At 70.1% G+C, this 21,187-nt stretch carries 22 protein-coding genes; 12 read left to right on the forward strand and 10 right to left on the reverse strand.

The annotated features are described in order from the left end of the window. Nucleotides 1–5 precede the first annotated feature (5 nt). Genes EJK15_RS11140 through EJK15_RS11150 form a run of 3 tightly spaced genes read left to right on the forward strand, consistent with a single transcriptional unit; the run spans nt 6 to nt 3,575 of the window. Nucleotides 6–1,727, forward strand: a complete 1,722-nt coding sequence (locus EJK15_RS11140; protein WP_138710299.1) for a peptidoglycan-binding protein — start codon at nt 6–8, stop codon at nt 1,725–1,727. Further along, complete coding sequence (locus EJK15_RS11145) at nt 1,720–2,397, forward strand: ABC transporter ATP-binding protein (protein WP_138710300.1); 678 nt, start codon at nt 1,720–1,722, stop codon at nt 2,395–2,397. The genes EJK15_RS11140 and EJK15_RS11145 overlap by 8 nt, the downstream gene beginning before the upstream one ends. Beyond that, a complete protein-coding gene (locus EJK15_RS11150; protein ID WP_138710301.1) occupies nt 2,397–3,575 on the forward strand; it encodes an ABC transporter permease in 1,179 nt (392 codons plus the stop codon). The genes EJK15_RS11145 and EJK15_RS11150 overlap by 1 nt, the downstream gene beginning before the upstream one ends. 51 nt (nt 3,576–3,626) lie before the next feature. On the opposite strand, the gene cpt is transcribed toward EJK15_RS11150, so the two are convergent. Continuing rightward, on the reverse strand, nt 3,627–4,157 hold the full coding sequence (cpt, locus tag EJK15_RS11155; protein WP_240776900.1) for a chloramphenicol phosphotransferase CPT: 531 nt from the start codon (nt 4,155–4,157) through the stop codon (nt 3,627–3,629). 105 nt (nt 4,158–4,262) lie between these two features. On the opposite strand from cpt, the gene EJK15_RS11160 reads away from it, so the two are divergent. Next, a complete protein-coding gene (locus EJK15_RS11160; RefSeq protein WP_138710302.1) occupies nt 4,263–4,685 on the forward strand; it encodes a hypothetical protein in 423 nt (140 codons plus the stop codon). Nucleotides 4,686–4,726: 41 nt separating this feature from the next. After that, complete coding sequence (locus EJK15_RS11165) at nt 4,727–6,148, forward strand: pyridoxal phosphate-dependent decarboxylase family protein (RefSeq protein ID WP_138710303.1); 1,422 nt, start codon at nt 4,727–4,729, stop codon at nt 6,146–6,148. Nucleotides 6,149–6,209: 61 nt separating this feature from the next. On the opposite strand, the gene EJK15_RS11170 is transcribed toward EJK15_RS11165, so the two are convergent. After that, the gene (locus EJK15_RS11170) at nt 6,210–8,147 is read right to left on the reverse strand and encodes an RNA polymerase sigma factor (RefSeq protein WP_240776898.1); all 1,938 of its coding nucleotides are present in this window, start codon (nt 8,145–8,147) and stop codon (nt 6,210–6,212) included. Continuing rightward, on the reverse strand, nt 8,144–8,461 hold the full coding sequence (locus tag EJK15_RS11175; RefSeq protein WP_138710304.1) for a YciI family protein: 318 nt from the start codon (nt 8,459–8,461) through the stop codon (nt 8,144–8,146). Before EJK15_RS11175 ends, EJK15_RS11170 begins: the two co-directional genes overlap by 4 nt. A gap of 130 nt (nt 8,462–8,591) precedes the next feature. On the opposite strand from EJK15_RS11175, the gene EJK15_RS11180 reads away from it, so the two are divergent. Together EJK15_RS11180 and EJK15_RS11185 are read left to right on the forward strand one after the other, a co-directional pair. Next, entirely contained in the window at nt 8,592–9,242 is a 651-nt protein-coding gene (locus tag EJK15_RS11180) for a DUF998 domain-containing protein (protein WP_138710305.1), read from the forward strand. A 29-nt stretch (nt 9,243–9,271) separates the two neighbouring features. After that, nucleotides 9,272–9,631 carry a DUF1801 domain-containing protein gene (locus EJK15_RS11185; protein ID WP_138710306.1) on the forward strand — a complete coding sequence of 120 codons (360 nt, stop codon included), beginning with the start codon at nt 9,272–9,274 and terminating at the stop codon, nt 9,629–9,631. Nucleotides 9,632–9,789: 158 nt separating this feature from the next. Here EJK15_RS11185 and EJK15_RS11190 read toward each other — a convergent pair whose 3' ends face one another. Next, complete coding sequence (locus EJK15_RS11190; protein ID WP_138710307.1) at nt 9,790–10,932, reverse strand: monooxygenase; 1,143 nt, start codon at nt 10,930–10,932, stop codon at nt 9,790–9,792. Nucleotides 10,933–11,182: 250 nt separating this feature from the next. Here EJK15_RS11190 and EJK15_RS11195 point away from each other — a divergent pair, with 250 nt between their 5' ends. After that, entirely contained in the window at nt 11,183–11,395 is a 213-nt protein-coding gene (locus EJK15_RS11195; protein ID WP_138710308.1) for a hypothetical protein, read from the forward strand. Here the strand turns inward: EJK15_RS11195 and EJK15_RS11200 are convergent. Genes EJK15_RS11200 through EJK15_RS11210 form a run of 3 tightly spaced genes read right to left on the reverse strand, consistent with a single transcriptional unit; the run spans nt 11,392 to nt 13,504 of the window. After that, complete coding sequence (locus EJK15_RS11200) at nt 11,392–12,078, reverse strand: hypothetical protein (protein WP_138710309.1); 687 nt, start codon at nt 12,076–12,078, stop codon at nt 11,392–11,394. The two genes, EJK15_RS11195 and EJK15_RS11200, sit on opposite strands and share 4 nt — an antisense overlap. 5 nt (nt 12,079–12,083) lie before the next feature. After that, nucleotides 12,084–13,190: a WXG100-like domain-containing protein gene (locus EJK15_RS11205; protein WP_138710310.1), complete on the reverse strand. Its 1,107-nt coding sequence runs from the start codon at nt 13,188–13,190 to the stop codon at nt 12,084–12,086. Next, nucleotides 13,190–13,504 (reverse strand): hypothetical protein, encoded by a 315-nt coding sequence (locus EJK15_RS11210; protein WP_138710311.1) that lies wholly within the window; start codon nt 13,502–13,504, stop codon nt 13,190–13,192. The genes EJK15_RS11205 and EJK15_RS11210 overlap by 1 nt, the downstream gene beginning before the upstream one ends. A gap of 137 nt (nt 13,505–13,641) precedes the next feature. Here EJK15_RS11210 and EJK15_RS11215 point away from each other — a divergent pair, with 137 nt between their 5' ends. Beyond that, entirely contained in the window at nt 13,642–14,031 is a 390-nt protein-coding gene (locus tag EJK15_RS11215) for a YbaB/EbfC family nucleoid-associated protein (RefSeq protein WP_138710312.1), read from the forward strand. A gap of 13 nt (nt 14,032–14,044) precedes the next feature. Then, the gene (locus EJK15_RS11220) at nt 14,045–14,425 is read left to right on the forward strand and encodes a YbaB/EbfC family nucleoid-associated protein (protein ID WP_138710313.1); all 381 of its coding nucleotides are present in this window, start codon (nt 14,045–14,047) and stop codon (nt 14,423–14,425) included. A 4-nt stretch (nt 14,426–14,429) separates the two neighbouring features. Here the strand turns inward: EJK15_RS11220 and EJK15_RS11225 are convergent, their stop codons facing one another. Further along, nucleotides 14,430–15,518, reverse strand: coding sequence for a sensor histidine kinase (locus tag EJK15_RS11225; RefSeq protein WP_138710314.1), 1,089 nt, complete (start codon nt 15,516–15,518; stop codon nt 14,430–14,432). A gap of 51 nt (nt 15,519–15,569) precedes the next feature. Next, nucleotides 15,570–17,513: a family 10 glycosylhydrolase gene (locus EJK15_RS11230; RefSeq protein WP_138710315.1), complete on the reverse strand. Its 1,944-nt coding sequence runs from the start codon at nt 17,511–17,513 to the stop codon at nt 15,570–15,572. Nucleotides 17,514–17,701: 188 nt separating this feature from the next. Here EJK15_RS11230 and EJK15_RS11235 point away from each other — a divergent pair, with 188 nt between their 5' ends. After that, complete coding sequence (locus tag EJK15_RS11235; protein ID WP_138710316.1) at nt 17,702–19,216, forward strand: golvesin C-terminal-like domain-containing protein; 1,515 nt, start codon at nt 17,702–17,704, stop codon at nt 19,214–19,216. A 49-nt stretch (nt 19,217–19,265) separates the two neighbouring features. On the opposite strand, the gene EJK15_RS11240 is transcribed toward EJK15_RS11235, so the two are convergent. Next, a complete protein-coding gene (locus EJK15_RS11240; RefSeq protein ID WP_138710317.1) occupies nt 19,266–20,255 on the reverse strand; it encodes an ABC transporter substrate-binding protein in 990 nt (329 codons plus the stop codon). 88 nt (nt 20,256–20,343) lie between these two features. Here EJK15_RS11240 and EJK15_RS11245 point away from each other — a divergent pair, with 88 nt between their 5' ends. Beyond that, on the forward strand, nt 20,344–21,183 hold the full coding sequence (locus tag EJK15_RS11245; protein ID WP_138710318.1) for a PhzF family phenazine biosynthesis protein: 840 nt from the start codon (nt 20,344–20,346) through the stop codon (nt 21,181–21,183). The last annotated feature ends 4 nt before the right edge of the window (nt 21,184–21,187 follow it).

Raw genomic sequence — 21,187 nt, forward strand, 5'->3', positions numbered from 1 at the left:
CCGCCATGAAGTCGCCGCGCAAGCTCCTCGCCGGCATCGTCGCCGGCGTTGTGATCATTGCGGCCGTCGGCTGGGTGCTGAGCACCCGGCTGCGGTCGCCGGCCGACGAGGCGGCCCGGCGCGCCGCGCCGGAACCCTCGCTCGTCACCGCCGCCGTCGAGCGCCGCAAGCTGGTCAGCACCGTCGTGGTCAGCGGCACCCTGGAGTACGGCTCACCGCTGCCCATCAGCCTGGCCGGGGTGGTCGGCGGCGCGTCCGAGCTGCAGCGGGCCACCCGGGCCCCGCGCCAGGGCAGGCTCAGGGAAGGCGCCGTGCTGATGGAGGTCAACGGCCGTCCGGTGTTCGCGCTACGTGGCGCCGTGCCGATGCACCGCACGATCGCGCCCGGCACCAAGGGCGACGACGTCGAGCAGCTCCAGCGTGCGCTGCGCAGGCTCGGGTACGGCGGTCCGCGCTCCGGCGTCTTCGACCGCGCCACGATCGCCGCGGTGACCAGGATGTACGCCAAGAAGGGGTATGAGGCCCAGCAGCCCACGCTGACCGACCGGCAGGCGTACGACACGTTGCGCAAGGCCGTGCAGACGGCGGAGGAGACGCTCGCGACCGAGAAGAAGGCGCTCGACCAGGGCCGTGACGTGCTGCCGCTGAAGCTCAAGGTCAGCAACGCCAAGGTGGACCTGAAGGCGGCGCAGAGCGCGCTGAGGGAGACCTCGGAGCGTCGGCTGACGCCCGAGGACCAGACCAAGCTGGCGGCCGCCGACGCGGCGGTGCGGGCGGCCGAGGAGAAGCTGCTGGAGGCCGAGCAGGCGCTCGCCACGGCCAGGAACCAGCCCACCGGCTCCCCTTCCGGCACTCCCGGGGCCACCGCCACGCCGCAGCCCACCACCGATACGCGGCTGCTGGAGCTGCGGGTCGCCAACGCCGAGGCGGATCTGGCAGCCGCCCGCGAGGCCCGCGCCCGGATCCTGGAGGAGGCCGAGCAGGCCCGCGAGACGAAGCTGGAAGAGCTGCGCAAGGCCATGCGCACCGCGCGGGAGGCGCTGGCCACCGCCGAGCAGGGGCTGCGCCAGGCCAGGCAGCTCTCCCCGACCCGGCTCAAGGTGGCCAACGCCAGGAAGGACGTGGCGGCGGCCAAGGCGATGCTGGCCGAGTTCGCGCGCACGTACGGGACGTCCATCCCGCCCGGCGAGATGGTGTTCCTGCCCAAGCTGCCCGCCCGGGTGCAGAAGAGCGAGGTGAAGGCGGGGCAGCGCATCGAGGTCACGGTCGCGACCGTGACCAGCTCCACCTTCATGGTGACGGGAGCCGTCGACGTGTCCGAATCCGAGCTGTTGCGCGTGGGCATGGAGGCGGAGATCGAGCTCGACACCGGCAAGACGCACCCGGCGAGGCTCACCGCGGTCGGCGAGAAGGCCAGGATGCCCGGCGCCGAGGCGGACGCGGACGGCGCGCAGCCGATCCTGCTCACGCCCGGCTCGGCGAAGGGGCTGCGGGCGGGCGACGCGGTGACGGCGCGGGTGACGGTGGGTGCGACCAAGGAGCCGGTGCTCGTGGTGCCGGTCGCCGCCGTGATCACCGGCGCCGACGGCCGGGCGCGGGTGCAGGTCGAGTACGCCCCCGACAAGACCAAGGACGTCGAAGTCCGAACCGGCCTGACCGCCGACGGGAGCGTCGAGGTCACCGGCGCGCTCAAAGAGGGCGACAGGGTGGTGGTCGGCGGTGCCTGAGCCGGTCATCGAGCTGGCCGGAGTCCACAGGGACTTCCCCAGCGAGCCGCCGGTCCGCGCGCTCGACGACGTCTCGCTCCAGGTGAACCGCGGCGACTACCTGGCGATCGTGGGCCCGTCGGGCTCCGGCAAATCCACGCTGCTCAACGTGCTCGGCCTGCTGGACCGGCCGAGCACGGGCCGCTACCGCCTCGACGGCACGGAGACCACCACCCTCGGGGACGGGGCGAGGACCAGATTGCGCGGCGACCGGATCGGCTTCGTCTTCCAGTCCTTCCACCTGCTCTCCCACCGCAGCGTGGTGGAGAACGTCATGCTCGCCGAGATCTACGGAGAGCAGGGGCGCGGGGGAAGGCGGGAGCGGGCCCTGGCGGCGCTGGACCGCGTCGGCCTCGGACATCGGACGGGCTTCTCGCCCGGCCGCCTGTCCGGGGGCGAGCGCCAGCGCGCGGCCATCGCCAGGGCCCTTATGGGCGAGCCGACGCTGCTGCTGTGCGACGAGCCCACCGGCAACCTCGACAGCCGCAACACCGAGGCGGTGCTCGACCTGTTCGACGGGCTGCGGGCACAGGGGCTGACGATCGTGGTCATCACGCACGAGCACGAGGTCAGCGCGCGAGCCGGGCGGCGGGTCCGGATCACCGACGGCGTGCTGGTGGAGGAGGATTGATGGACGTACGCGACCTGGCCGCCGAGGCCCTCGCCGGCCTGCTCGCCAGGCCCGTGCGCGCGGCGCTCACCACGCTCGGCACCGTGCTCGGCATCACCACGCTGGTCGTCACGCTCGGCGTGGCCGCCACCGCGGGCAACCAGATCGTCGGCCGCTTCGACGAGTTGGTGGCCACCGCCATCACGGTGGAGGTGCCGGAGACGGAGAACGCACCGCTGGTGGCCTGGGACGCGATCGACCGGCTGACCAGGCTGCGCGGCGTCGAGTCCGCCGCCGCGGTGGCCGAGTCGAAGGACAGCGCCAACCTTTCCGTGCGTTCCAATGACATCGTGGACCCCACCAGGGTCACCACGCATACCCTGACCGTGCTGGCCGCCACGACCGGGCTGCCCGAGGCCGCGCGCGGCCGGATCGTGCAGGGCCGGTTCTACGACGCCGGGCACATCGAGCGGCACGACCGGGTGGCGGTGATCGGCGACCAGGCGGCCAAGCTGCTCGGCGTCACCCGGCTCGACCGGGCTCCGGCGATCTTCATCGGGAAGCACGCGTACACCGTCATCGGCATCCTGGGCGACCTGCGTCGCGAGCGGAACCTGAGCACCGCCGTGATGGTGCCGCCCACCGTGGGCACGCAGTTCGGGCTGCGCGACGTCACCAGGGTGCTGGTCAACACGAGCCTGGGCGCGTCCGGCCTGATCGCCCGGCAGGCCCCGGCCGCGCTCAGCCCGGGCAACGGCGACATGCTGCAGGTCGTCGCCCCGCCCAGCCCGACCAGGGCGCGCGACCAGGCGCAGGACGACGTCAACGCGCTCTTCCTGATCCTCGGCCTGGTCTCGCTGGTCGTCGGCGCGGTCGGCATCGCGAACGTCACGCTCGTCACCGTGATGGAGCGGGTCGCCGAGATCGGCCTGCGCCGCTCGCTCGGCGCGGCGAGACGGCACATCGCCGCCCAGTTCCTGCTGGAGTCGACGCTGATCGGGCTGGTGGGCGGGGTGATCGGGGCGAGCCTGGGCGTGGTCACGGTCGTCGCCGTGTCGGCCGCCAAGCAGTGGACCCCGCTCCTCGACGTGCGACTGGCGGTCGCGGCGCCGGTCGCGGGCGCGGTGGTGGGCCTGCTGGCCGGGCTCTACCCGGCGTTGCGGGCGGCGAGAATGGAGCCGGTGGACGCACTCAGATGAACCCGCGCGGCGCGACGCCGACGCCCGCCCTCCTCGACGTCTCGCTGTCCATCACGTGACATGAGCGGCGATGGTCCGCGCGCACTCCATTGACTCGACATGCGTCGTGTCCACCTCCAGGTCATAGTGCACGCCTCGGTGGACCACATCCGCCTGCGACGCGGCCATCCCGGTGACCCGATCGCCTCGTGCGACCTCGCGGCCTGCGGCCACCGCGCTCTCGCACCTGACGCCCACCCACAGCACGTGCAGATCGCCAAGAACCTTCTGCCACCGCTGCTGGGACGCCGCACCACCCAGAAAGACCTCATCGACGATGATCCGAGCGCCCGCACGCGCCATCGCGACGACTCCCTGGATCCACGCGGCGTCCAGCGTCCCGAACTCCGGTCCTACGATCACTTCGCCGTCCGCGGTGAACACGATTCCGGCATCCGATGTCCGCATTGACAAGGGCATCGCCTCGATCAGCGTGTCGACGCCGAAGGCCAGCCAAGGATCCGGCAAGACCGCCTGGAGACATCGGGCGATCCCGGACTTCCCCGAGCTGGAGCCACCATTGAGCACGATCATCTGAGTCATCACCGCGCCACAGTAGAGGCGCCTTGCAACAATCTGAAACGAATTTAGGCGGACGCCACGCCGCCCGCCGCGAGCCGTTCGCCGCCCCCGCACGTCCAAGTAGGTATGAAGATCTGGCGAATCGTGCTCCTGCCGCTGCTCGTGCTGGCCCTGACCGCGTCCATGGCGCCGGCGCAGGCGGAGGTGTCCCTGCGCAAGCGGGTGCTGGTCACCCTCCGCGAGCAGGGCGGCTTCGCGGGGCTCAACAATCGTGTGATCGTCTACGCCAACGGCTGCGTACGCCTGAGCCGCCGTACCGGGCCGACCGTGGACAAGTGTCTGACGGACAAGGAGGAGCGCACCCTACGCGGCCACCTGAAGCGCCTGAAGCTCGGCCGGTCGGAGACGACGCCGCCCGGAGCGGACTTCATCGCGTACACGCTGGCCTACAAGGGACGGCGCACCACGCGCTACACGCTGCCGAGCACCTGGCAGCCCGTGGTGCGGCAACTGGAGAAGGCCCTCGACAAGTACTGGGCTCCTGACTGACACTGCCCCATCGAGCACCGCGCTCATGCCTAGGAGGCCGCGTGAACCTGCCACTGACCGGAAGGACCACCGAGGACCTGCTTGCCGAGGTGGCCAGGCTCAAGGAGCACGACTTACCGGTGCGCGGCGGCCAGGTGACCGCGTACGTCTACGACACCGGGCGGGCCGAGGTGCACGAGGCGGCTTCCCGTGCGTACTTCGAGATGCTGGAGGTCAACTGCCTGGACCCGACGGCGTTCCCCAGCGTGGTCGAGATGGAGCGGCAGGTCGTCGGCGCGGTCGCGGACCTGCTCGGGGGCGGCCACGGCATCTTCACCAGCGGCGGCACCGAGTCGATCATGCTGGCGGTCAAGGCCGCCCGCGACGCGGCCTCCCGTGCTCGCCCGAACCTGGTGGTCCCGGTCACGGCCCACCCCGCCTTCCACAAGGCGGCGCACTACCTGGGCGTCGAGGTCGTCGCGGTGCCCGTGGACCTGGAGACGTACCGGGTGCGGGCGCGGGACGTCGGGGAGGCCATCGACGCGAACACGATCCTGGTCGTCGCCTCGGCGCCCTCTTATCCACAGGGTGTGATCGATCCGATCGAGGAGGTCGCCGCCGTGGCGTCGGCGGCGGGCGTGCCGTGCCACGTGGACGCGTGCGTGGGCGGGTGGCTGCTGCCGTGGCTGCGGGAGGCGGGCGCGGCGATCCCGCCGTTCGACCTGTCGGTGCCCGGGGTCACGTCGATCTCCTGCGACCTGCACAAGTTCGGGTACGCCCCCAAGGGCGCCTCGGTCGTGCTGTTCGCCGATCCCGCGATGCGGCGCAAGGCGTACTTCGCCTCGGCCGCCTGGCCCGGGTACACGATCATCAACGCGACCGTGCAGAGCTCCAGGTCGGCGGGCCCGCTCGGCGGTGCGTGGGCCACTCTCCAGGCCCTCGGCAGGGAGGGCTATGTGGAGCTCGGCCGGGCCACGCTGGAGGCGACGGCCCGGCTGCGCGCGGGCATCGCGGCGATCCCGGGGTTGCGGGTGCTCGGGGAGCCGGACTCGTCGCTGGTGGCGTTCGCCGGGGACGGGATCGACGTGTTCGTGCTGGCGGACGAGGCGCGGGCGCGAGGCTGGTTCCTGCAGCCGCAGCTGTCGTACGCCGGCATCCCGGCCAACCTGCACATCACGGTCACCGGGGTGACGCTGGCCGGGGTCGACGCCATGCTGAAGGTGATCGCCGAGTCGGCCGCGGCCGCCAGGGAGCGCGGCCCCGCTGTGCTGCCTGATGGGCTGGTGGAGCTGGTGGCGGGGATGGACCTGGAGGCGCTGGACGACGCCACGTTCGCCGAACTGGCCGCCTCCGTGGGGGTGGACCTGCGGCCGGGGGCGGGGCAGCCGGAGATGGCGGTGGTCAACGCGGTCCTGGACGCGCTGCCCGCGGCCGGCAGGGAGGCGGTGCTGGTGCGCTTCCTGTCGGTCATCTACGGCTTGTAGGGGCTCGGCTTCATGCCGCGCCTGGCCCGCCAAACCGCATGGACATCCCGCTGAACTTTCATCAGGAGAGTTGGCTAAGAGTGCAGCCGGTGGCCTGTTTGAAAAGGTACTCGGCGCGTTCGTAAGACAGACGGCCGCGGCCGGTCTCCGGGCACAGGTCGGCCAGCTTGGGCATGCGGGCGGGAGCCGGGCGCCGGTCGGCGAGGAACAGGGGGCCGCGGGTCCGGCCCGTCACCAGCTCGGGCAGCAGGGCGGACGTGCCGCGCTCCCAGGAGATCCACACCGTGCCGTTCCTGGTCGTGACGCGGCCACGCCGAGCCTCCAGGTCCAGGTCCTCCACGTTGAGCGACAGGACCGCCTTGGCGGCGGCGCCCGACTCGTGGAGCAGCCGCCAGAACGTCCTCTCGCGCAGCGACGGATGCTGCCAGAGAGCTTCGAGGTTCGTACCGCCGACGGCGGGGCGGCGTTCGCGGCTCTCCGGCTTCCTGGGCAGTTCCGCCGACAGGTCCGCGACGGACGCCCACGCGGAGAAAGAGCGGACGGCGGCGCGATGCCGGTTCCAGGTCTTGGGCGCGGCCGTGCCCCAGGCGACGGCGAAGACCCTGGCCACCTTCTCGGCGGTCACGTCGGCCAGCGGGATGCTGGGACCGAGATCCAGGCACAAGCGGCGCAGGGTCTGATCGTATGAGCGGATGGTCGCGGGGCCGAGGTCCTCGCGGCCCAGGAAGTCCTGCGCGGCCCGGCCCAGTGTGACGCCCGCCGCCTGGGTCGTGCCGGTGACGGCGCGGTTGAGGAGGAACGCGCGTTCCGCCTCATTGCGGGTGAGGGCGGCGGCGCGCTCGAATTCCGTCCTGGCCTCGTCGTGCCGTCCGAGCCTGGTCAGCAGGTCGCCGCGGACGGCCGACAGCAGGTGGTAGTCCTTGAGCGCCGGGTCGGCGGCCAGCGTATCCACGAGGTCGAGGCCTGCCTGGGGCCCGTGGGCCATGCCCAGGGCGACGGCGCGGTTGAGCTGCACCACGGGCGACGGCGCCAGCCGTACCAGCGCGTCGTAGAGGGCCGCGATCTGCGCCCAGTTCGTTTCCTCCGCGGTCTTCGCCTGGACGTGCGAGACGGCGATGGCGGCCTGCAGCACGTAGGGGCCGAGCGGGCCGCCGGCCTCCTTGGCCCGCAGCATCGCGGTGAACCCACGGCGGATCAGGAGCTGATCCCAGCGGCCCCGGTTCTGCTCGTGAAGCTGGACGGGCTCGCCCGACGGGCCGGTACGCGCGGACGATCGCGACTGCTGGATCTCCATCAGCGCGACCAGCCCGTGCACCTCGGCCTCCTGAGGCGCCAGCTCGGCCAGCAGCCGGCCGAGACGCAGCGCCTCCAGGCAGAGCGACGGGCGCATCAGGTCGTCGCCGGACGTCGCCGAATATCCCTCGTTGAAGATCAGATAGATGACCTCGAGCACGGAGGCGAGCCGGTCGGCGACTTCCGGCCCCGGGGGCAGCTCGAACGGCACCTGCTCTTGCGCGAGCGTGCGCTTGGCCTTCGCGATGCGCTGGGCGACGACCTGCTCAGAAGCGAGGAACGCCCGGGCGATCTCCGGGGCGGTCAGCCCGCCGAGCAGGCGGAGCGTCAGCGCGGCCCGCTCCTGCGCAGGCAGAACGGGATGGCAGGAGATGAACATCAGGCGCAGCACATCGTCGTCCACGCCCTCGTCGAGGCCCGGCTGCTCCAGAGCGTGGGCGATCTCTTCCTGCTTGCGCTGCAGCCGCTCGTTGCGGCGGATGTGGTCGATGGCACGGCGCTTGGCGGTGGTCATGAGCCACGCGCCGGGATTGTCCGGGACGCCTTGTCCGGGCCACTGTTCCAGCGCAGCCACCAGCGCGTCCTGGGCGAGTTCCTCGGCCAGGCCGACGTCCCCGACCATCCTGGTGAGCCCCGCGACGATCCGCGCGGATTCGAGCTTCCAGACCGCGTCGATCGCCGCGTGGGCGTCGTGAGCCACTGTCACCCGTAGATCTGCTGGATCCGGCCCTCACCATCACCGATGATCTTGAAGAAACGGCGCGTGAGCTCCAGCGCCTCCTCTCGGGACCTGACCTCGATCAGTGCGAACCCGCCGGCCATCTCCTTCGCCTCGGCGAAGGGGCCGTCGATCACAGTGATCTCGCCGCCGGTGGACTTGATCACGCTGCCGCCCAGCTCCATCCCGCCTGTGGCCAGCAGCACTCCGGCCTTGGACAGCTCCTCGATGAACTTGCCCATCTCGATCTGAAGCGTCTCGTCCGCCGTCTTCTCAGCCACGTTCGTCATGAGAAATCGCATGTTGTGCTCCTTGTTCTGGGTCTTTGCCCAAACGTCGATCAACCCTATGTGACAGGGAACGCGTCCCTGCGTTCCCTGTCACATCGTCCAGACGACGTGTAGGCAAAACCACGAAAGAAGAGGGCAGATAATGACCGCCATCGCCACCACCGGTGCCTCCATCTCCACTCGCACGCTGCTCACCGCCGCGGCCGCCGCCACCCCCGTCTGGGCGCTGGTGTCTCTGGGCCAGGTGCTCACCCGCGAAGGCTTCGACCTGACCCGCCACCCACTGAGCGCGCTGTCCACCGGCTCGCTCGGCTGGATCCAAATCGTCAACTTCCTGATCGTCGGCGCGCTGGTGATCGCCGGTTCGTTCGGTCTCCGCCGTGTCTTGTCCGGCAAGCCCGGCGGGACCTGGGCACCGCGCCTGATACTGGTCAACGGCATAGGCATGCTCGCAGCGGGCGTCTTCGTCATGGACCCGGCGGACGGCTTCCCCGTCGGCACCCCGGCCGGGATGCCGGCCGCGATGAGCTGGCACAGCATCCTGCACATGGCGTCCGGGTCGGTGGCGTTCATCGCCCTCGCCGCGGCCGGCTTCGTCCTGGGCCGCTACTTCAGCCGCGCCGGCGCCCGTGGCATGGCCATCGCCTCCCGAGCCGCCGGAGTGGCCGTGATCGTGGGCGACGGCTGGGCGATGACGGGCGGCCGCGCCGGCTCCCTGACGCTCGCGGTGGGCGTCACGACCGCGATGGCCTGGGTCTCCCTGGTCGCCGCCCGCCTCCGCAAGTCCGCCTGAACCCCCTACATGAACGAGGCAGCACACCAATGAGCAAGCCCACCACCGTCGCCGAGTACGCCGCCACCCTCGACCAGCCCCTCCGCGGGATCGCCGAGAAGCTCCAGTCCATCATCGACGCCGCACTTCCCCAGCCGGGGGTGGTCTGGCACGGCCACCCGGTCTGGAGCCTCGGCCAGGCCCCGGGCAAGACCCCGGTCGCCTACGTCAAGGCCTATTCCTCCTACGTGACCTTCGGCCTATGGCGCGGCCAGCAGATCTCCGACCTCAGTGGTCGGCTCGAACCCGCTGCCCGGCAGATGGCCGCCGTCAAACTCCGCACTCTGGCCGAGATCGACGCCGAACTGTTCACCGCCTGGCTGCGCGCCGCCCGTGACCTGGAAAACTGACCCAGGCCCGCCCGAGCCCGTTCCGGAAACCTCCGGAACGGGCTTTGTGCTTCCCGGTCACGGCCGGCCGTCGGCTCCGGCTCACGGGCACCGCTGGCGTAGGAGTAGACCAAATCCCCTCAGGTGATCCCGCACGGAGCGTCCGGTCCAGACACCCGCTAGGTGGCCGAGACGATGGCGATGCCCAGGCACATCTCGTCGCTGGTCCCGTCGCCCCACACCACGTACCGGGGCGGCAGCTTCTGCAGCTGCGGCAGCAGGGCGCGCAGGCCGGCGTCGTGCGTGCACGTCACCCGTACGACGTCGCCCTTCTTGACCTGGACGGGCTCGGGCAGCAGCTGCAGCGACTGGTCGTCGAAGTTGTAGTTCGGCACGTCCAGGAGCGTGCGGGCCTTCGAGGTGCCGGGGTTGAGCTCGACCTTGATGGCGCGGCCGAGCAGGTGCATGTGGCCGGCCAGAGCGTGCATGGTGGCGGGGCCCTCGACGGGCAGGTCACAGTGCTGGGTCGGGCCCGGTTTGGCCGGGCAGAACTCGGCGAGCTCGGTCACCTGCTCCGTGGCGTCGTCACCGAACCTGCTGCCGACGTCCTTCACGGCGGCGGTCCGGTCGCACAGCGGGCCGGACTCCTTCGGCGTGCAGGGCAGCTCGACCGGCGCGGGGAACAGCGCGGTCTCCAGCGGCGTCAGCTGCTGGTCGGTGAGCCGCAGCCGGATCCCGGAGCGGTCGGTGCCCGGCTTGCCCTCGACGCCCAGCAGGTTGTAATGGACCTGCATGACGAGCCGGCTGCCCGGCGGCAGGTCGTAGCCGTACTTGGGGTCGAGGAGCGCCTCGTTCGTGCCCGGGGCCCAGTGGGCCACCCACGACGCCTCCTCGACGCCCGCGTCGCCGAAGCAGGTCCATCCCTGGCCGGGCGTTCCGGCGTCGAGCTCGGCGGCCCGCTTGGCCTGCTCGGGACCGAGCCTGAAGAAGATCGCGTGGTGGACGAGGTCGGTGTTCTGCGGCTGGAACTGGGCGCCGGTGAGGGACACCTGGCTGGCCAGCTTCGGGTCGATGAGGAAGCAGCGGTAGTCGTCCGTGCCGCCGTTGGGCGGCCCCGGCGTGTACGGCTCCGCCATCGTCAGGTTCACGAACCGTTCGCCCGCCCGCAGCGGGGACGCCGCCGGCGTGGACGTGGTGGCGTGGCCGGAGTGGCCGGGCGGTGTGGCGTGACCCGAATGGGCGGCCGGGGAAGCGGTGCTCCCACATGCGGCAAGCAGGACGACCGCGACGAGTAAGGCGACCGCCTGGGCAAGTCGATTCATGGAATCAACACTCGCGCGATGACTGCCGCCGGACATCCTTCCTCAGGACGTTTCCGCTCGTCCGCTGGGATGACCCGCGTCTCTGACCTCAGTCGTGTTCGACTTTATGCCTCCCATACCGAACGTCCGGCCTTATCATCCGCTAAGGGCTTCTTGGGGATTTGTCCGTGAGGGGATCTCATGACCGAGGATGGGTCGGTTCCTTATTGGCTGATCAAATCCCAAGCTGCACGCTGAAATCACAGCTGCGATGCAACCTCTCATCTATGAGATCAGAGAACTCAAAGAGATGGGAGAGATCAAAGCGGGCGCCGAGGCGTTCGACGGCAGGGGCCAGCGCCGCGACCTCATCACCCACAGCATCGGACCAGATGGCGGCCGCGTGCAGCGCGCGGCCGGCTTGCTCCATGAGCAGGGCGGCCTCCGTCGCGCGGCCGCCCTGATGAATGCCGAGTGGCGCTAGCCGGTTCCGTCCTCGCGCAGTTCGCTCAGCCGCTGCTGGGCGAACGAGCGGATCTCCTCTTCCTCGACCATGGCCGCGTGCTCCAGGAGGTTCGTATCCTCCTTGTCGGACAGGCTCGCTGCGGCCGCCGCGGCGAACAGCCTGGTCACCGGGTCGCCTTCTTCCAGCCGGATGACAATGCCGGGCAGGTCGGGCTCCTCGGTGTCCTGTAGGATCAGCCACTCGGTCAGTTCCTTGATCTGACCGGAGGGCAGGGATGACGCCCCCGCCTCAAGCTGATCGACCGAGGCCTCGGACAGGAAATCGAGGACCTTCCAGCGGACGGCGCTCTCGGGGTCCCGGCTCAGGTTCATGACCTGCGCGATGATCGGCCCGTGCCGCTCGTCGGCGATCTCCAGCACCACTGCTATCGCGTCGTATCGCACAGTGCGGATCGGGCTGGACAGGAGGGGCGGGACCTCGTCCATCAGCGGCGCGGCGAGTTCGGCCAGCTCCGAAAGCAACCAGGTCGCCGTCGGCAGGATCCGGTCATCGCCACTGTGGAGCAGTCTGGTGAGCTTCTCGACGGGGTATCCCGCGTACAGCTCGCTGAGCAGGTCGTTGGCCGCCGAGCCCACGAGGTCGCCGTCGGCCGGATGCGCAAGGATGCGCTCGATCAGATCCTCGCCTGCTTGCGTCTGCATCGGCTCTACCACCTCCTGGTCTTCTTCTGCTGCTCCCACTCGGCATCAGTGGGATAGCGGTCGGCGCTGGCTTGTGAGCCCCCGTTGTACGTGCCACTGCTGGACGAGGTGGGCGGCACGTCCGCGTCGTACTGCTTTCGCCGTATGCTGTCTTTGAGCTCTCTGAGAGCCTTCTCTTCCCTTCTGATCCGCTCCGCGTGCCCGACCTCGTAGCCCTTTCTCTCTTCCTCTCTCTTCCTCGCCTTGATGCTCTTCTCGAGCTTAGCTTGGGCTTCCTTCGCCTGCTTCTCCGTCATGCCCCTGGCGCTGTTGAGCGGATCACCGTGGATTCTTCCGTCATGGCGTGAGCCATTGTTCGAGTTCTGAGAGAAGAAGCCGCCGCCCCTTCTGCGGCCGCCGTCGTCACCCCCGCGGCCGTTGCCTCTGTTGTTGTTCCTCCTGTTGTTGCGGCCCATCTGGACGATGCCGTCCTTGAGGGACCGAGGTCCGGACGGATTCCGCAAGCCTGAGGGCCGCAAGGGGATTCCGCCACGAGGGCCGGCGGCGAGCGCAGGACTGCCGGGGCCCATCGGGCGCTTCAGGCCCGCCGAGACGCGGTGCATTGGGTCGCTCACATATTTGGCCAATAGCCGACGAATCTCGTTGTTGACGGCATCACCGCCCGCACGCTGTGCCCCTCCTATGGCACCGCGGGTGAGCTTCATACGCGCGTAGGCAGCCGTCACGCCCGCGACACCGCCGACCGCCAGCGCTTTCAGGACAAAGGCCAGTGCGGCCGCGGCCTGCGTGCCCGTGACCACCTTCACCGCGCTCACGATGGAGGCCGTGCCGTCCAGCAGCACCGGCGCGTACTTCGCCGCCGCCGCGGCCTGGGCGAGGTGGCCGCCGTCACCGCCCACCTTGTTCCAATGGCTCGTCAGAGCCGTGGCCGACTCGCCCCGATAGGCCTGCTGCGTCCTGCGTACCGACGTGTCTGCCTCCACGGCCGCAGGCTGCGCCCCGGCGTTCACGATGCGCCAGGCGGCGGCGTCCTTCTTGATCTCCTCCTCGTTGATGTTCGGGTAGTGCACACCGAGCATCCCCAAGAACCCGTTCAGTTCGGGCGGGAGCATCAGGCCCATGTGATACCGCCGACGTCCTCGGCGTTGAAGTCTTCCGTGTCGCGCGCGTTCCTGGCCACGCCCGTCAGGCCCTGGCCCGTGCCGTCGAGTTCCCCCGAGACTCCGGTGAGCGCCGTCAGCGAGACCTGGGTGCACGCGGCGTACGCGGCGGCGAACGTGCCGAACAGCCCGTCGTCGCCCCATGACAATGAGCCGTACCCTCGTTCACTGAGCCGCTGTAACGCCGCGTCGTAGACCGTCCTCTGGTCGCCGACATTCGTGCCCTCGCGCCCCACCGCTCCCGAGGCGATTTCATACCCCGTCATGCCAAGTGACGATATCGCGACATAATATGACCCACGCAACACATCCTGTTCATGAGACACACATCTCACTGTCAAGATCGTTAAGGATCCGTCCACACTGGGCGACTCTGCCCGCTCTCTGACCGACGGAGGTCTACATGCGGTCACCTGCGCCGGAAGACGACGCCGAATACCTGGCCCAGTACATCGCCCAGAGCCGCCAGATCATGCGCGACCTGAAGGCGGCGCGGGCCGCCATCCAACAGGTGGAGGGCCGGGCCGAGAGTGATGACGGGCTGGTTCAGGCGTCCGCCGACGGCATGAGCGGCCCCACTCGCTTGCGCATCGACCCGCGAGCGCTGCGACTCGGCGAGGCGGCGCTCGGCAAGAAGGTGGCGGCGGTGCTCCAGGCGGCGCAGGACGACGCGGGCCGCCAGGCGCAGGAGATCGCCGGCAGGGCCGCGGCCAGGAGCGCGGCCCTGCCGGAGCCGCTCGACGAGACGTTCGTGCGCCAGCGGGTCGAGCAGGTGACCCGCGATCTTCTTTAGGCTGGAGGCAAGCTTGTTCGGCCCGAACATCGACCCTGCCAACATCAGGGACCAGGATCTCGACGAGTCCGTCCGCGAGGGCGAGCGGATGCTGGCCTGGCTGGAGACGGCGCGGGAGGACCTCGACAAGATAGTCGGCACCGGTGCGGGGCCGTCCGGCCAGGTCAAGGCGAGCGTAGACCCGAACGGCCGCGTCCTCGACATCGCGTACGGCCCCCGCGCTCTGCGGCTGGGCAGCAGGGACCTGGCCGACGAGACGCTCGCGGCGGTGCGGGCGGCGAGCGCGGACGCCGAGCGGCAGGCCCATGACCTGATGCGGGAGGCCCTGCCAGGCTACGACCCGGCCGCGGCGAAAGCCGAGTTCGAACGCCTGGTGAACGGCACGTGGGACTGACCGGTCAGCTCGTGGGAAGGCTCGCCTCCACACGGAAGCCGCCGTCCTCCTCCTGACGGGCCTCCACCGCGCCGCCGACCAGTTCCACGAGCTGCCGCAGGCCGAGCAGTCCCATGCCGGGACCGGGACCGGGGACGGCGGCCCAGGCCCCCGGCAGCCCGGGACCGTTGCTGACGCTGATCCGGACCGATCCGGGGAGATGACGCACCAGCACCCGCACGTCCGCCCCGGGCGCGTGCTTGCCGACGTTGGCGAGGGCCTCCTGAACCACCAGGTACGCCGTACGCCCCACGACACCAGGGACAGGCTCCGGCGTGCCGTCCACCGCCAGTTCCACCGAGATGCCCGCACAGGCCGACTCGGTGAGCAGCGGACGCAGGTCCGGCAAGGGCAGCCCCAGGTCGAACCCCTCCCCGGTGCCGCGCCGCAGCAACGCCACCATGTGACGCAGCTCGTCCAGCGCCGCGCACCCCGTCGCGCGTAACTCCTCGGCCGCCGCCCTGGCGCGCTCGTCGTCCGAGGCCACGGCCAGCACCCCGGCCTGGAGCACGATCCGGCTCACGCGATGGGTGACCACGTCGTGCAGCTCGCCCGCCAGCCGCTCCCGCTCCACCCGCTGCGACCGTTCGACCAGCTGGCGGTCGAGCCGTTCCCTGACGGCCACGTACCTGCCATAAAGGGCCGCGAAGGCGATCGCCGCCTCGGTGCGCAAGACCAGCGGCAGCCAGTCGGCGAGGGACAGCGCGGCCAGGGCGAGGACGATCACCGGCAACCACTGCGGGACCCCGAGATGCCGCTCCGCCGCGTACGCCATCGCGCCGTAGACGGCGAAGGCGCAGGCAGGCGGCCAGATGAGCACGTCGCCGGGCAGCGGCGCGGCGGACGGGGCGAGCACCTGGAGCGCCAGCAGGGCGATCGCCGTGCCGGCGGTGATCCAGGCGACGGTGAGCGGCGCCCTGCGCATCCAGAGCACCGGCAGCGCCGCCGCCAGCAGGATCACCAGGACCGGGCCCGAGTAGCCGGTCGCCAGCGTCAAGCCCTCCGCGACCAGGACCGCGACCGCGTCGGCAGGTCGCGGTCGGGCACGGTCCACGCGTTCATCGTACGATCGCCCGCCCGGCCTGCCCAGCCTCCGCCGGACGGCTCAGACCTTCGTGATGCGGACCGCGTCTGCGATGACATAGCCGGTCGCGGAGGTCCAGCGGCTCACGCCGACCACGTTATAAGTCCCGGCCGCCAAGGCATACGTGCCCAGCACCCGCCACTGCCCTCCGCCCGACCGCTGATCCACGGTGACGGTCTGGCTGCCGCCCGACGCGGCCACGATGTACGGCGTCGCACTGTTATAGCCGGAGTTGGCCGGATACCACACCTCCACCTGATAGTTGCCCGCGCTCGGAATGGCCGCCTGGAACCAGGCGGGATCGCTGGCCGAGACCGGGCCGGCGAAGCGGTAGTCGGTGCCGTGCAGCTGCGCCGAGTACGTGGAGGTGCCCCACTCCGCGCCGGCCGTGAAGCCGGATCCGGCGTTGTCGATCACTACGCTGAACGAGCCGCCCGGCGCCCCCGCGACCTTGCCCGCGCTCGGCGCGCTCTCCTGGTGCGTCCTGTTGAGCGTGGTCACGAAGTACGTCTGCGTCCCACTGGCCGTCGTGTCCGTGAACGTCTTCTGCCTGGTGGTCGTGATCAGGTTGCGGGCGTCGGCGAGGAAGCACGGGTCGGCCGCGGACTGGGCGCCGGCGACGCGGTAGACCGCGTACGACGTGCCCGAGCCCGTCCAGGAGAGCTGGACGCCGTTCGAGACCTGGGTGGCGGAGGTGATCGCGGGCGCGGCCGGGGCGGCTGCCGAACCGCGGGCGGGCAGCAGCGCCGGCCTGCTGTAGTGGGCGTTGACGAGCCTGGTGATCGCGCCGATCCGGTCGGCCTTGACGTCCTTGGCGCTGAAGTACACGTCGCCGGCGACCTCGGGGTGCTTCCTGTTGTCGTGCAGGTGGTCGCTGAGCTCGTCCGGGTCCTGCCAGGCGGCCTCCTGGCCGGAGGCGCCCGCGCGGTAGGCGGCCTGGCCGACGACGAGTTGCACGCCGGTGCCCCGTACCACGTCGGACCACCAGGCGGTGAGCACCTCGTAGGCGGCGGCGGAGAAGCCGATGTGCCAGTAGATCTGCGGCGCGATGTAGTCGACCCAGCCCTGCTTCACCCACTGCCGGCTGTCGGCGTAGATGGCGTCGTACGACTGCAGGCCCGACGTCCGCGAGCCGAGCGGGTCGGTGCCGGCGTTGCGCCAGATGCCGAACGGGCTGATGCCGAAGGACACGTGCGGCTTCGCGGTGTGGATGCGCTGGCCGAGCTCGCGCACCAGAAGGTTGACGTTGTTGCGCCGCCAGTCGGCGATGTTGCCGAACGAGCCGCCGTACTGCTGGAAGGTGGCGGAGTCCGGGATGCTCTGGCCGCTCACCGGATAGGGGTAGAAGTAGTCGTCGAGGTGCACGCCGTCCACGTCGTAGCGGGCGACGGCGTCCATGATCGCGTCCTCGATGAAGTCGCGTACCTCCGGGATGCCCGGGTTGTAGTAGAGCTTGCCGCCGTAGGCGAAGCGCCAGCTCGGGTGCTGCCGCGCGGGGTGCGTGGAAACGAGCTTGGTGGGGTCGTCGTGGTTGGCGATCCGGTACGGGTTGAACCAGCCGTGGAACTCCAGGTTGCGGGCGTGGGCCTCGTTGACCATGAACGCCAGCGGGTCGTACCCGGGGTTGCCGCCCTGGGTGCCGGTCAGCCACTGTGACCACGGTTCGTACGGCGAGGGCCAGAACGCGTCGGCCGTCGGCCTGATCTGCACGACCACGGCGTTCATCCGTTTCGCGACGGCCAGGTCCAGCCAGGCACGGAACTCGGCCTGCTGCGCCGACACGCTCAGCCCGGTGCGGCTGGGCCAGTCGATGTTCGCGACCGAGGAGATCCACATGGCCCTGAGCTGCCGCTTCGGGGTGGCGGGATCGGTGGTGCAGGCCGCGGCAGCGGTGGAGGTCGGGGCCACGATGCTGGCGATTAAGGCGAGGAGGGCCGCCAGGACAGTACGCAGAAGCGCGGTCACGAAGGGAAGTTTCAGCGGAATCAGATCAAAGCGCAATAGTTTTCAGGCAGCCAATCCCAACAAGCATGGGGCGCGAGGCGCCGCGGAGGGCGGAAAGTTTCACCCAACAGACAAGTAATGTCAATTATCGACATTGAGTCAGAAAATGCCGTACGGTGCACCCGTCACCCTTGTACCGAGGAGCACTCATGACTCTCGCCCGCACGCGATTAGCAGCCCTCGCCACCTCGATCCTCGCCGTCCTCCTCATCGCCGCAGGCCAGCCCGCCCTGGCCACGGCCAAGGAGGCCCCGCTGCCCGCGGCCTTCGCCAAGGCGGCGGCCGAGCACGACGTACCTCGTGACCTGCTGGTCGCGCTCGCCTACGCCGAGACCCACCTCGACGGACACAACGGCGAGCCCAGCGCCAGCGGCGGCTACGGCCTGATGCACCTGGTCAGCAACCCGACCAACCACTCGCTCGAGAAGGCCGCCGAGCTCACCAAGCTCCCGGTCGAGAAGCTGCGCGCCGACGACGAGGCCAACATCCTCGGCGGCGCCGCCGTCCTGCGCTCCCACGCCGACGCGATGGGCCTCGACGAGACGGCCAGGAAGGACATCGGCCGCTGGTACCAGGCCGTGGCCAAGTACGCCAACGCCTCCTCCCCGGAGCTGGCCCGCCTCTACGCCGACGCCGTGTACGAGCAGCTCGGCCTCGGCATCGACGCCCGCGGCGTGCAGATCAAGCCGCAGGAGATCACCGCCGACCGCGGCGCGTACGCCAAGACCCGCGACCTGAACGCGCAGGCCGAGGTCGCCAGCCCCGACTACCCGCCGGCTGCCTGGGTGCCGGCCAACTCCGGCAACTACCGCGTCGCCAACCGCGAGACCGACTACAACATCGACCGCGTGGTCATCCACGTGACCCAGGGCTCGTACGCGGGCACCATCTCCTGGTTCCAGAACCCCAGCGCCAACGTCTCGGCGCACTACGTGGTGAAGTCCTCCAGCGGCGCCATCACCCAGATGGTGCGCGACAAGGACGTCGCCTGGCACGCGGGGAACTCCACCTACAACAACCGGTCCATCGGCATCGAGCACGAGGGCTTCGTCAACGACGCCTCGTGGTTCACCGACGCCATGTACCGGGCCTCGGCGGCCCTGACCAAGGCCCTCTGCGACAAGTACGGCATCCCCAAGACCAGGACCGGCATCATCGGGCACAACGAGGTGCCCGGCGCGACCCACACCGACCCGGGTTCGCACTGGAACTGGACCACGTACATGAACTACGTGACCGGTGGCGGCACCCCGTCGTGGACGACGACCGTCGACAACGCCACCTCCGGCCAGTTCACCGCCAGCGCCAACTGGGGCACCTCCACCTACTCCAGCCAGCGCCACGGGACCGACTACCGCTTCGCCGACCCGGTCGCCGCCAGCGACGCGGCGTGGTACTCGGCCGCGATCCCCAGCGCCGGCACGTACCGCGTCGAGGTCTGGCATCCGGCGGATGCCGGGTACAACAGCTCGGCGCCGTACATCGTTGCGGCATCGGGCGGAAACCAGACGGTATATGTCGACCAACGCTCCGGCGGCGGAACGTGGCGTAGCATCGGCACATTCTCGCTCAACGCCGGCACGTACAACGTGGTCGGCGTGAGCAGGTGGACCTCAGGCACGGGCCTCGTCATCGCCGACGCGGTCCGCATCAGCCGGGTCTGAGATTCCCGTACGGCCCGCGTCCGTCTCTGGCGGGGGGCGCGGGCCGTACTCATCCCGTCGCGACCGGGCCATCGGTTTCCCATCGGGTGAGCACCGCCCGATGCCCCACCTGGGCGCCGGTGCGCGGATCGATCTTGAAGACCCCGAACAACGTGGTGATCTCCAGGCCGCTCGCGACGGCCCACAGCTCCTCCCGTCCGGCACCTCCCGCTTGAGCAGCGCAGTGGTTCGCGATGATCGCGGCGGCAGCGGCTTGCACGGCGGGATAATCAGGCGGCGCTCCGGCCCTATCCCGATATGCGCCAACGAAATCCCCCTCGGCCATTCCAACCTCCACTGCACCTCCACCGCTCTCCGGAAACCATTGCCCGACGCCATAGATCCCACGAGGATCGTCCACCGCCTCGCCGAACTCCCGCACCCCCGCCGCCACGGCGCAGATCACCTGCGGGCCGCCTGCCAGAGCTCGCTTGATCACCTCGACGTCCTCGGCGAAGGACCCAGCACAAAACAGACTCCACGGATTATCCTGTGCGGAAGGCAGCGCATCGCCAGGCCGGATCCGGACCACCCGGATTCCAAGCTCATTCGCGCAGCTCTCCGCCCCCGCGGCCACCTGCCGCCCGAAGCTCCCCTTCCCCGCCGCAACCCAAAGCGGATCACGGGCCACCCGGCGGATGAACGGCTCCGCGTACCGGCTCGTCGGCGTCAGAACCGAGACGACATGACCGGGTTGAGCCGTCTCCACGTCATCCCCCGAACCACCGTGGTTCCAGATCAGCCGGTCCAATTCCGCGGCCACCTGCCCTGCCCGGCGCATGAGCTGAGTGGAGTACGGCCCAAGGAGGAGGTCGCACCGCGACGACAGCCGCCGAAGAACGCGCTCCAGCACCTCCGGGTCGCTGCGGTCGTCCTCAACGATCAACTCCACGGACTCGTTGACGGACCGCCAGATGTCGAGGCCTAGCCCGGCCTGCTTACCAAAACGGGCATGCTTCCCCGACAGAGACAAAGGCACCCCGAGCCTGAGCCGACTCATCTGGTTCTCCTTCGAGAAAGAAGCAGGTCACGCCACTAGCCTGGCGTACGCCCGGACGTGAACAGCGGATTTGCGCGATGATGGCCGAGTGACCGAAATCCTCAGATATGCCGCCTTCACCACCACTCCCTCTGGCGGCAACCCCGCCGGAGTGGTCTTGGATGCCCAGGGGTTGTCAGACGCGGAGATGCTCGCCATCGCCGCCGAGCTCGGCTACTCCGAGACGGCCTTCCTGCTGCCCACGGGAGAGCGCCAGTATCGGATCCGGTACTTCAGCCCTCTGGCCGAGGTCGCCTTCTGCGGTCACGCGACGATCGCGACCTCGGTCGCGCTCGGCGAGCGGGCCGGTCCAGGAACCGTGCACCTCGCCACCCAGGCAGGCCCGGTCCCGGTGGAGATCGTCGCAGGTCCGGCCGGTGGCATCACCGCCACCTTGACGAGTCCGCCCACCTCCACCCGCCCAGCCTCCGAGGAGGAGGTGCGGCTGGCGCTTGCCGCGCTGGGCTGGTCGGCCGATGACCTGGACCCTGCCTACCCAGCGCACGTCGCCAACGCCGGCAACGACCATCTCGTCCTGGCCGCGGCCACCCGGGACCGCCTGGCCGACCTCGACTACGACTACGACGCCCTCGGCAAGATCATGGCGGAGCTGGGCTGGACCACGGTCCACCTCTTCTGGGCCGAATCCCCCACCGTCTTCCACGCCCGCAACCCGTTCCCGCCCGGCGGCGTGGTCGAGGACCCGGCCACCGGCGCGGCGGCGGCCGCCTTCACCGGCTACCTACGCGCCCTGGGACACCTCGAAGACGGCGCCGTCATCACCATTCACCAGGGCGTCGACATGGGGCGGCCCAGCCTCCTGACGTGCACCGTCATCCCTGGCGACACCCGCGCCAAGGTCTCTGGCACCGCGGTGCCCATCCAGTAGGGAT

The sequence above is a fragment of the Nonomuraea basaltis genome (genome assembly GCF_005893125.1).
Lineage (GTDB): Bacteria > Actinomycetota > Actinomycetes > Streptosporangiales > Streptosporangiaceae > Nonomuraea > Nonomuraea basaltis.

What these genes read in the sequence shown, in the direction of transcription:
- EJK15_RS11140 (WP_138710299.1), top strand. Translation starts at nt 6, where the DNA reads ATGAAGTCGCCGCGCAAGCTCCTCGCCGGCATCGTCGCCGGCGTTGTG.
- EJK15_RS11150 (WP_138710301.1), top strand. Translation starts at nt 2,397, where the DNA reads ATGGACGTACGCGACCTGGCCGCCGAGGCCCTCGCCGGCCTGCTCGCC.
- cpt (WP_240776900.1), bottom strand. Translation starts at nt 4,157, where the DNA reads ATGACTCAGATGATCGTGCTCAATGGTGGCTCCAGCTCGGGGAAGTCC.
- EJK15_RS11160 (WP_138710302.1), top strand. Translation starts at nt 4,263, where the DNA reads ATGAAGATCTGGCGAATCGTGCTCCTGCCGCTGCTCGTGCTGGCCCTG.
- EJK15_RS11175 (WP_138710304.1), bottom strand. Translation starts at nt 8,461, where the DNA reads ATGCGATTTCTCATGACGAACGTGGCTGAGAAGACGGCGGACGAGACG.
- EJK15_RS11180 (WP_138710305.1), top strand. Translation starts at nt 8,592, where the DNA reads ATGACCGCCATCGCCACCACCGGTGCCTCCATCTCCACTCGCACGCTG.
- EJK15_RS11185 (WP_138710306.1), top strand. Translation starts at nt 9,272, where the DNA reads ATGAGCAAGCCCACCACCGTCGCCGAGTACGCCGCCACCCTCGACCAG.
- EJK15_RS11190 (WP_138710307.1), bottom strand. Translation starts at nt 10,932, where the DNA reads ATGAATCGACTTGCCCAGGCGGTCGCCTTACTCGTCGCGGTCGTCCTG.
- EJK15_RS11195 (WP_138710308.1), top strand. Translation starts at nt 11,183, where the DNA reads ATGCAACCTCTCATCTATGAGATCAGAGAACTCAAAGAGATGGGAGAG.
- EJK15_RS11200 (WP_138710309.1), bottom strand. Translation starts at nt 12,078, where the DNA reads ATGCAGACGCAAGCAGGCGAGGATCTGATCGAGCGCATCCTTGCGCAT.
- EJK15_RS11205 (WP_138710310.1), bottom strand. Translation starts at nt 13,190, where the DNA reads ATGCTCCCGCCCGAACTGAACGGGTTCTTGGGGATGCTCGGTGTGCAC.
- EJK15_RS11210 (WP_138710311.1), bottom strand. Translation starts at nt 13,504, where the DNA reads ATGACGGGGTATGAAATCGCCTCGGGAGCGGTGGGGCGCGAGGGCACG.
- EJK15_RS11215 (WP_138710312.1), top strand. Translation starts at nt 13,642, where the DNA reads ATGCGGTCACCTGCGCCGGAAGACGACGCCGAATACCTGGCCCAGTAC.
- EJK15_RS11235 (WP_138710316.1), top strand. Translation starts at nt 17,702, where the DNA reads ATGACTCTCGCCCGCACGCGATTAGCAGCCCTCGCCACCTCGATCCTC.
- EJK15_RS11240 (WP_138710317.1), bottom strand. Translation starts at nt 20,255, where the DNA reads ATGAGTCGGCTCAGGCTCGGGGTGCCTTTGTCTCTGTCGGGGAAGCAT.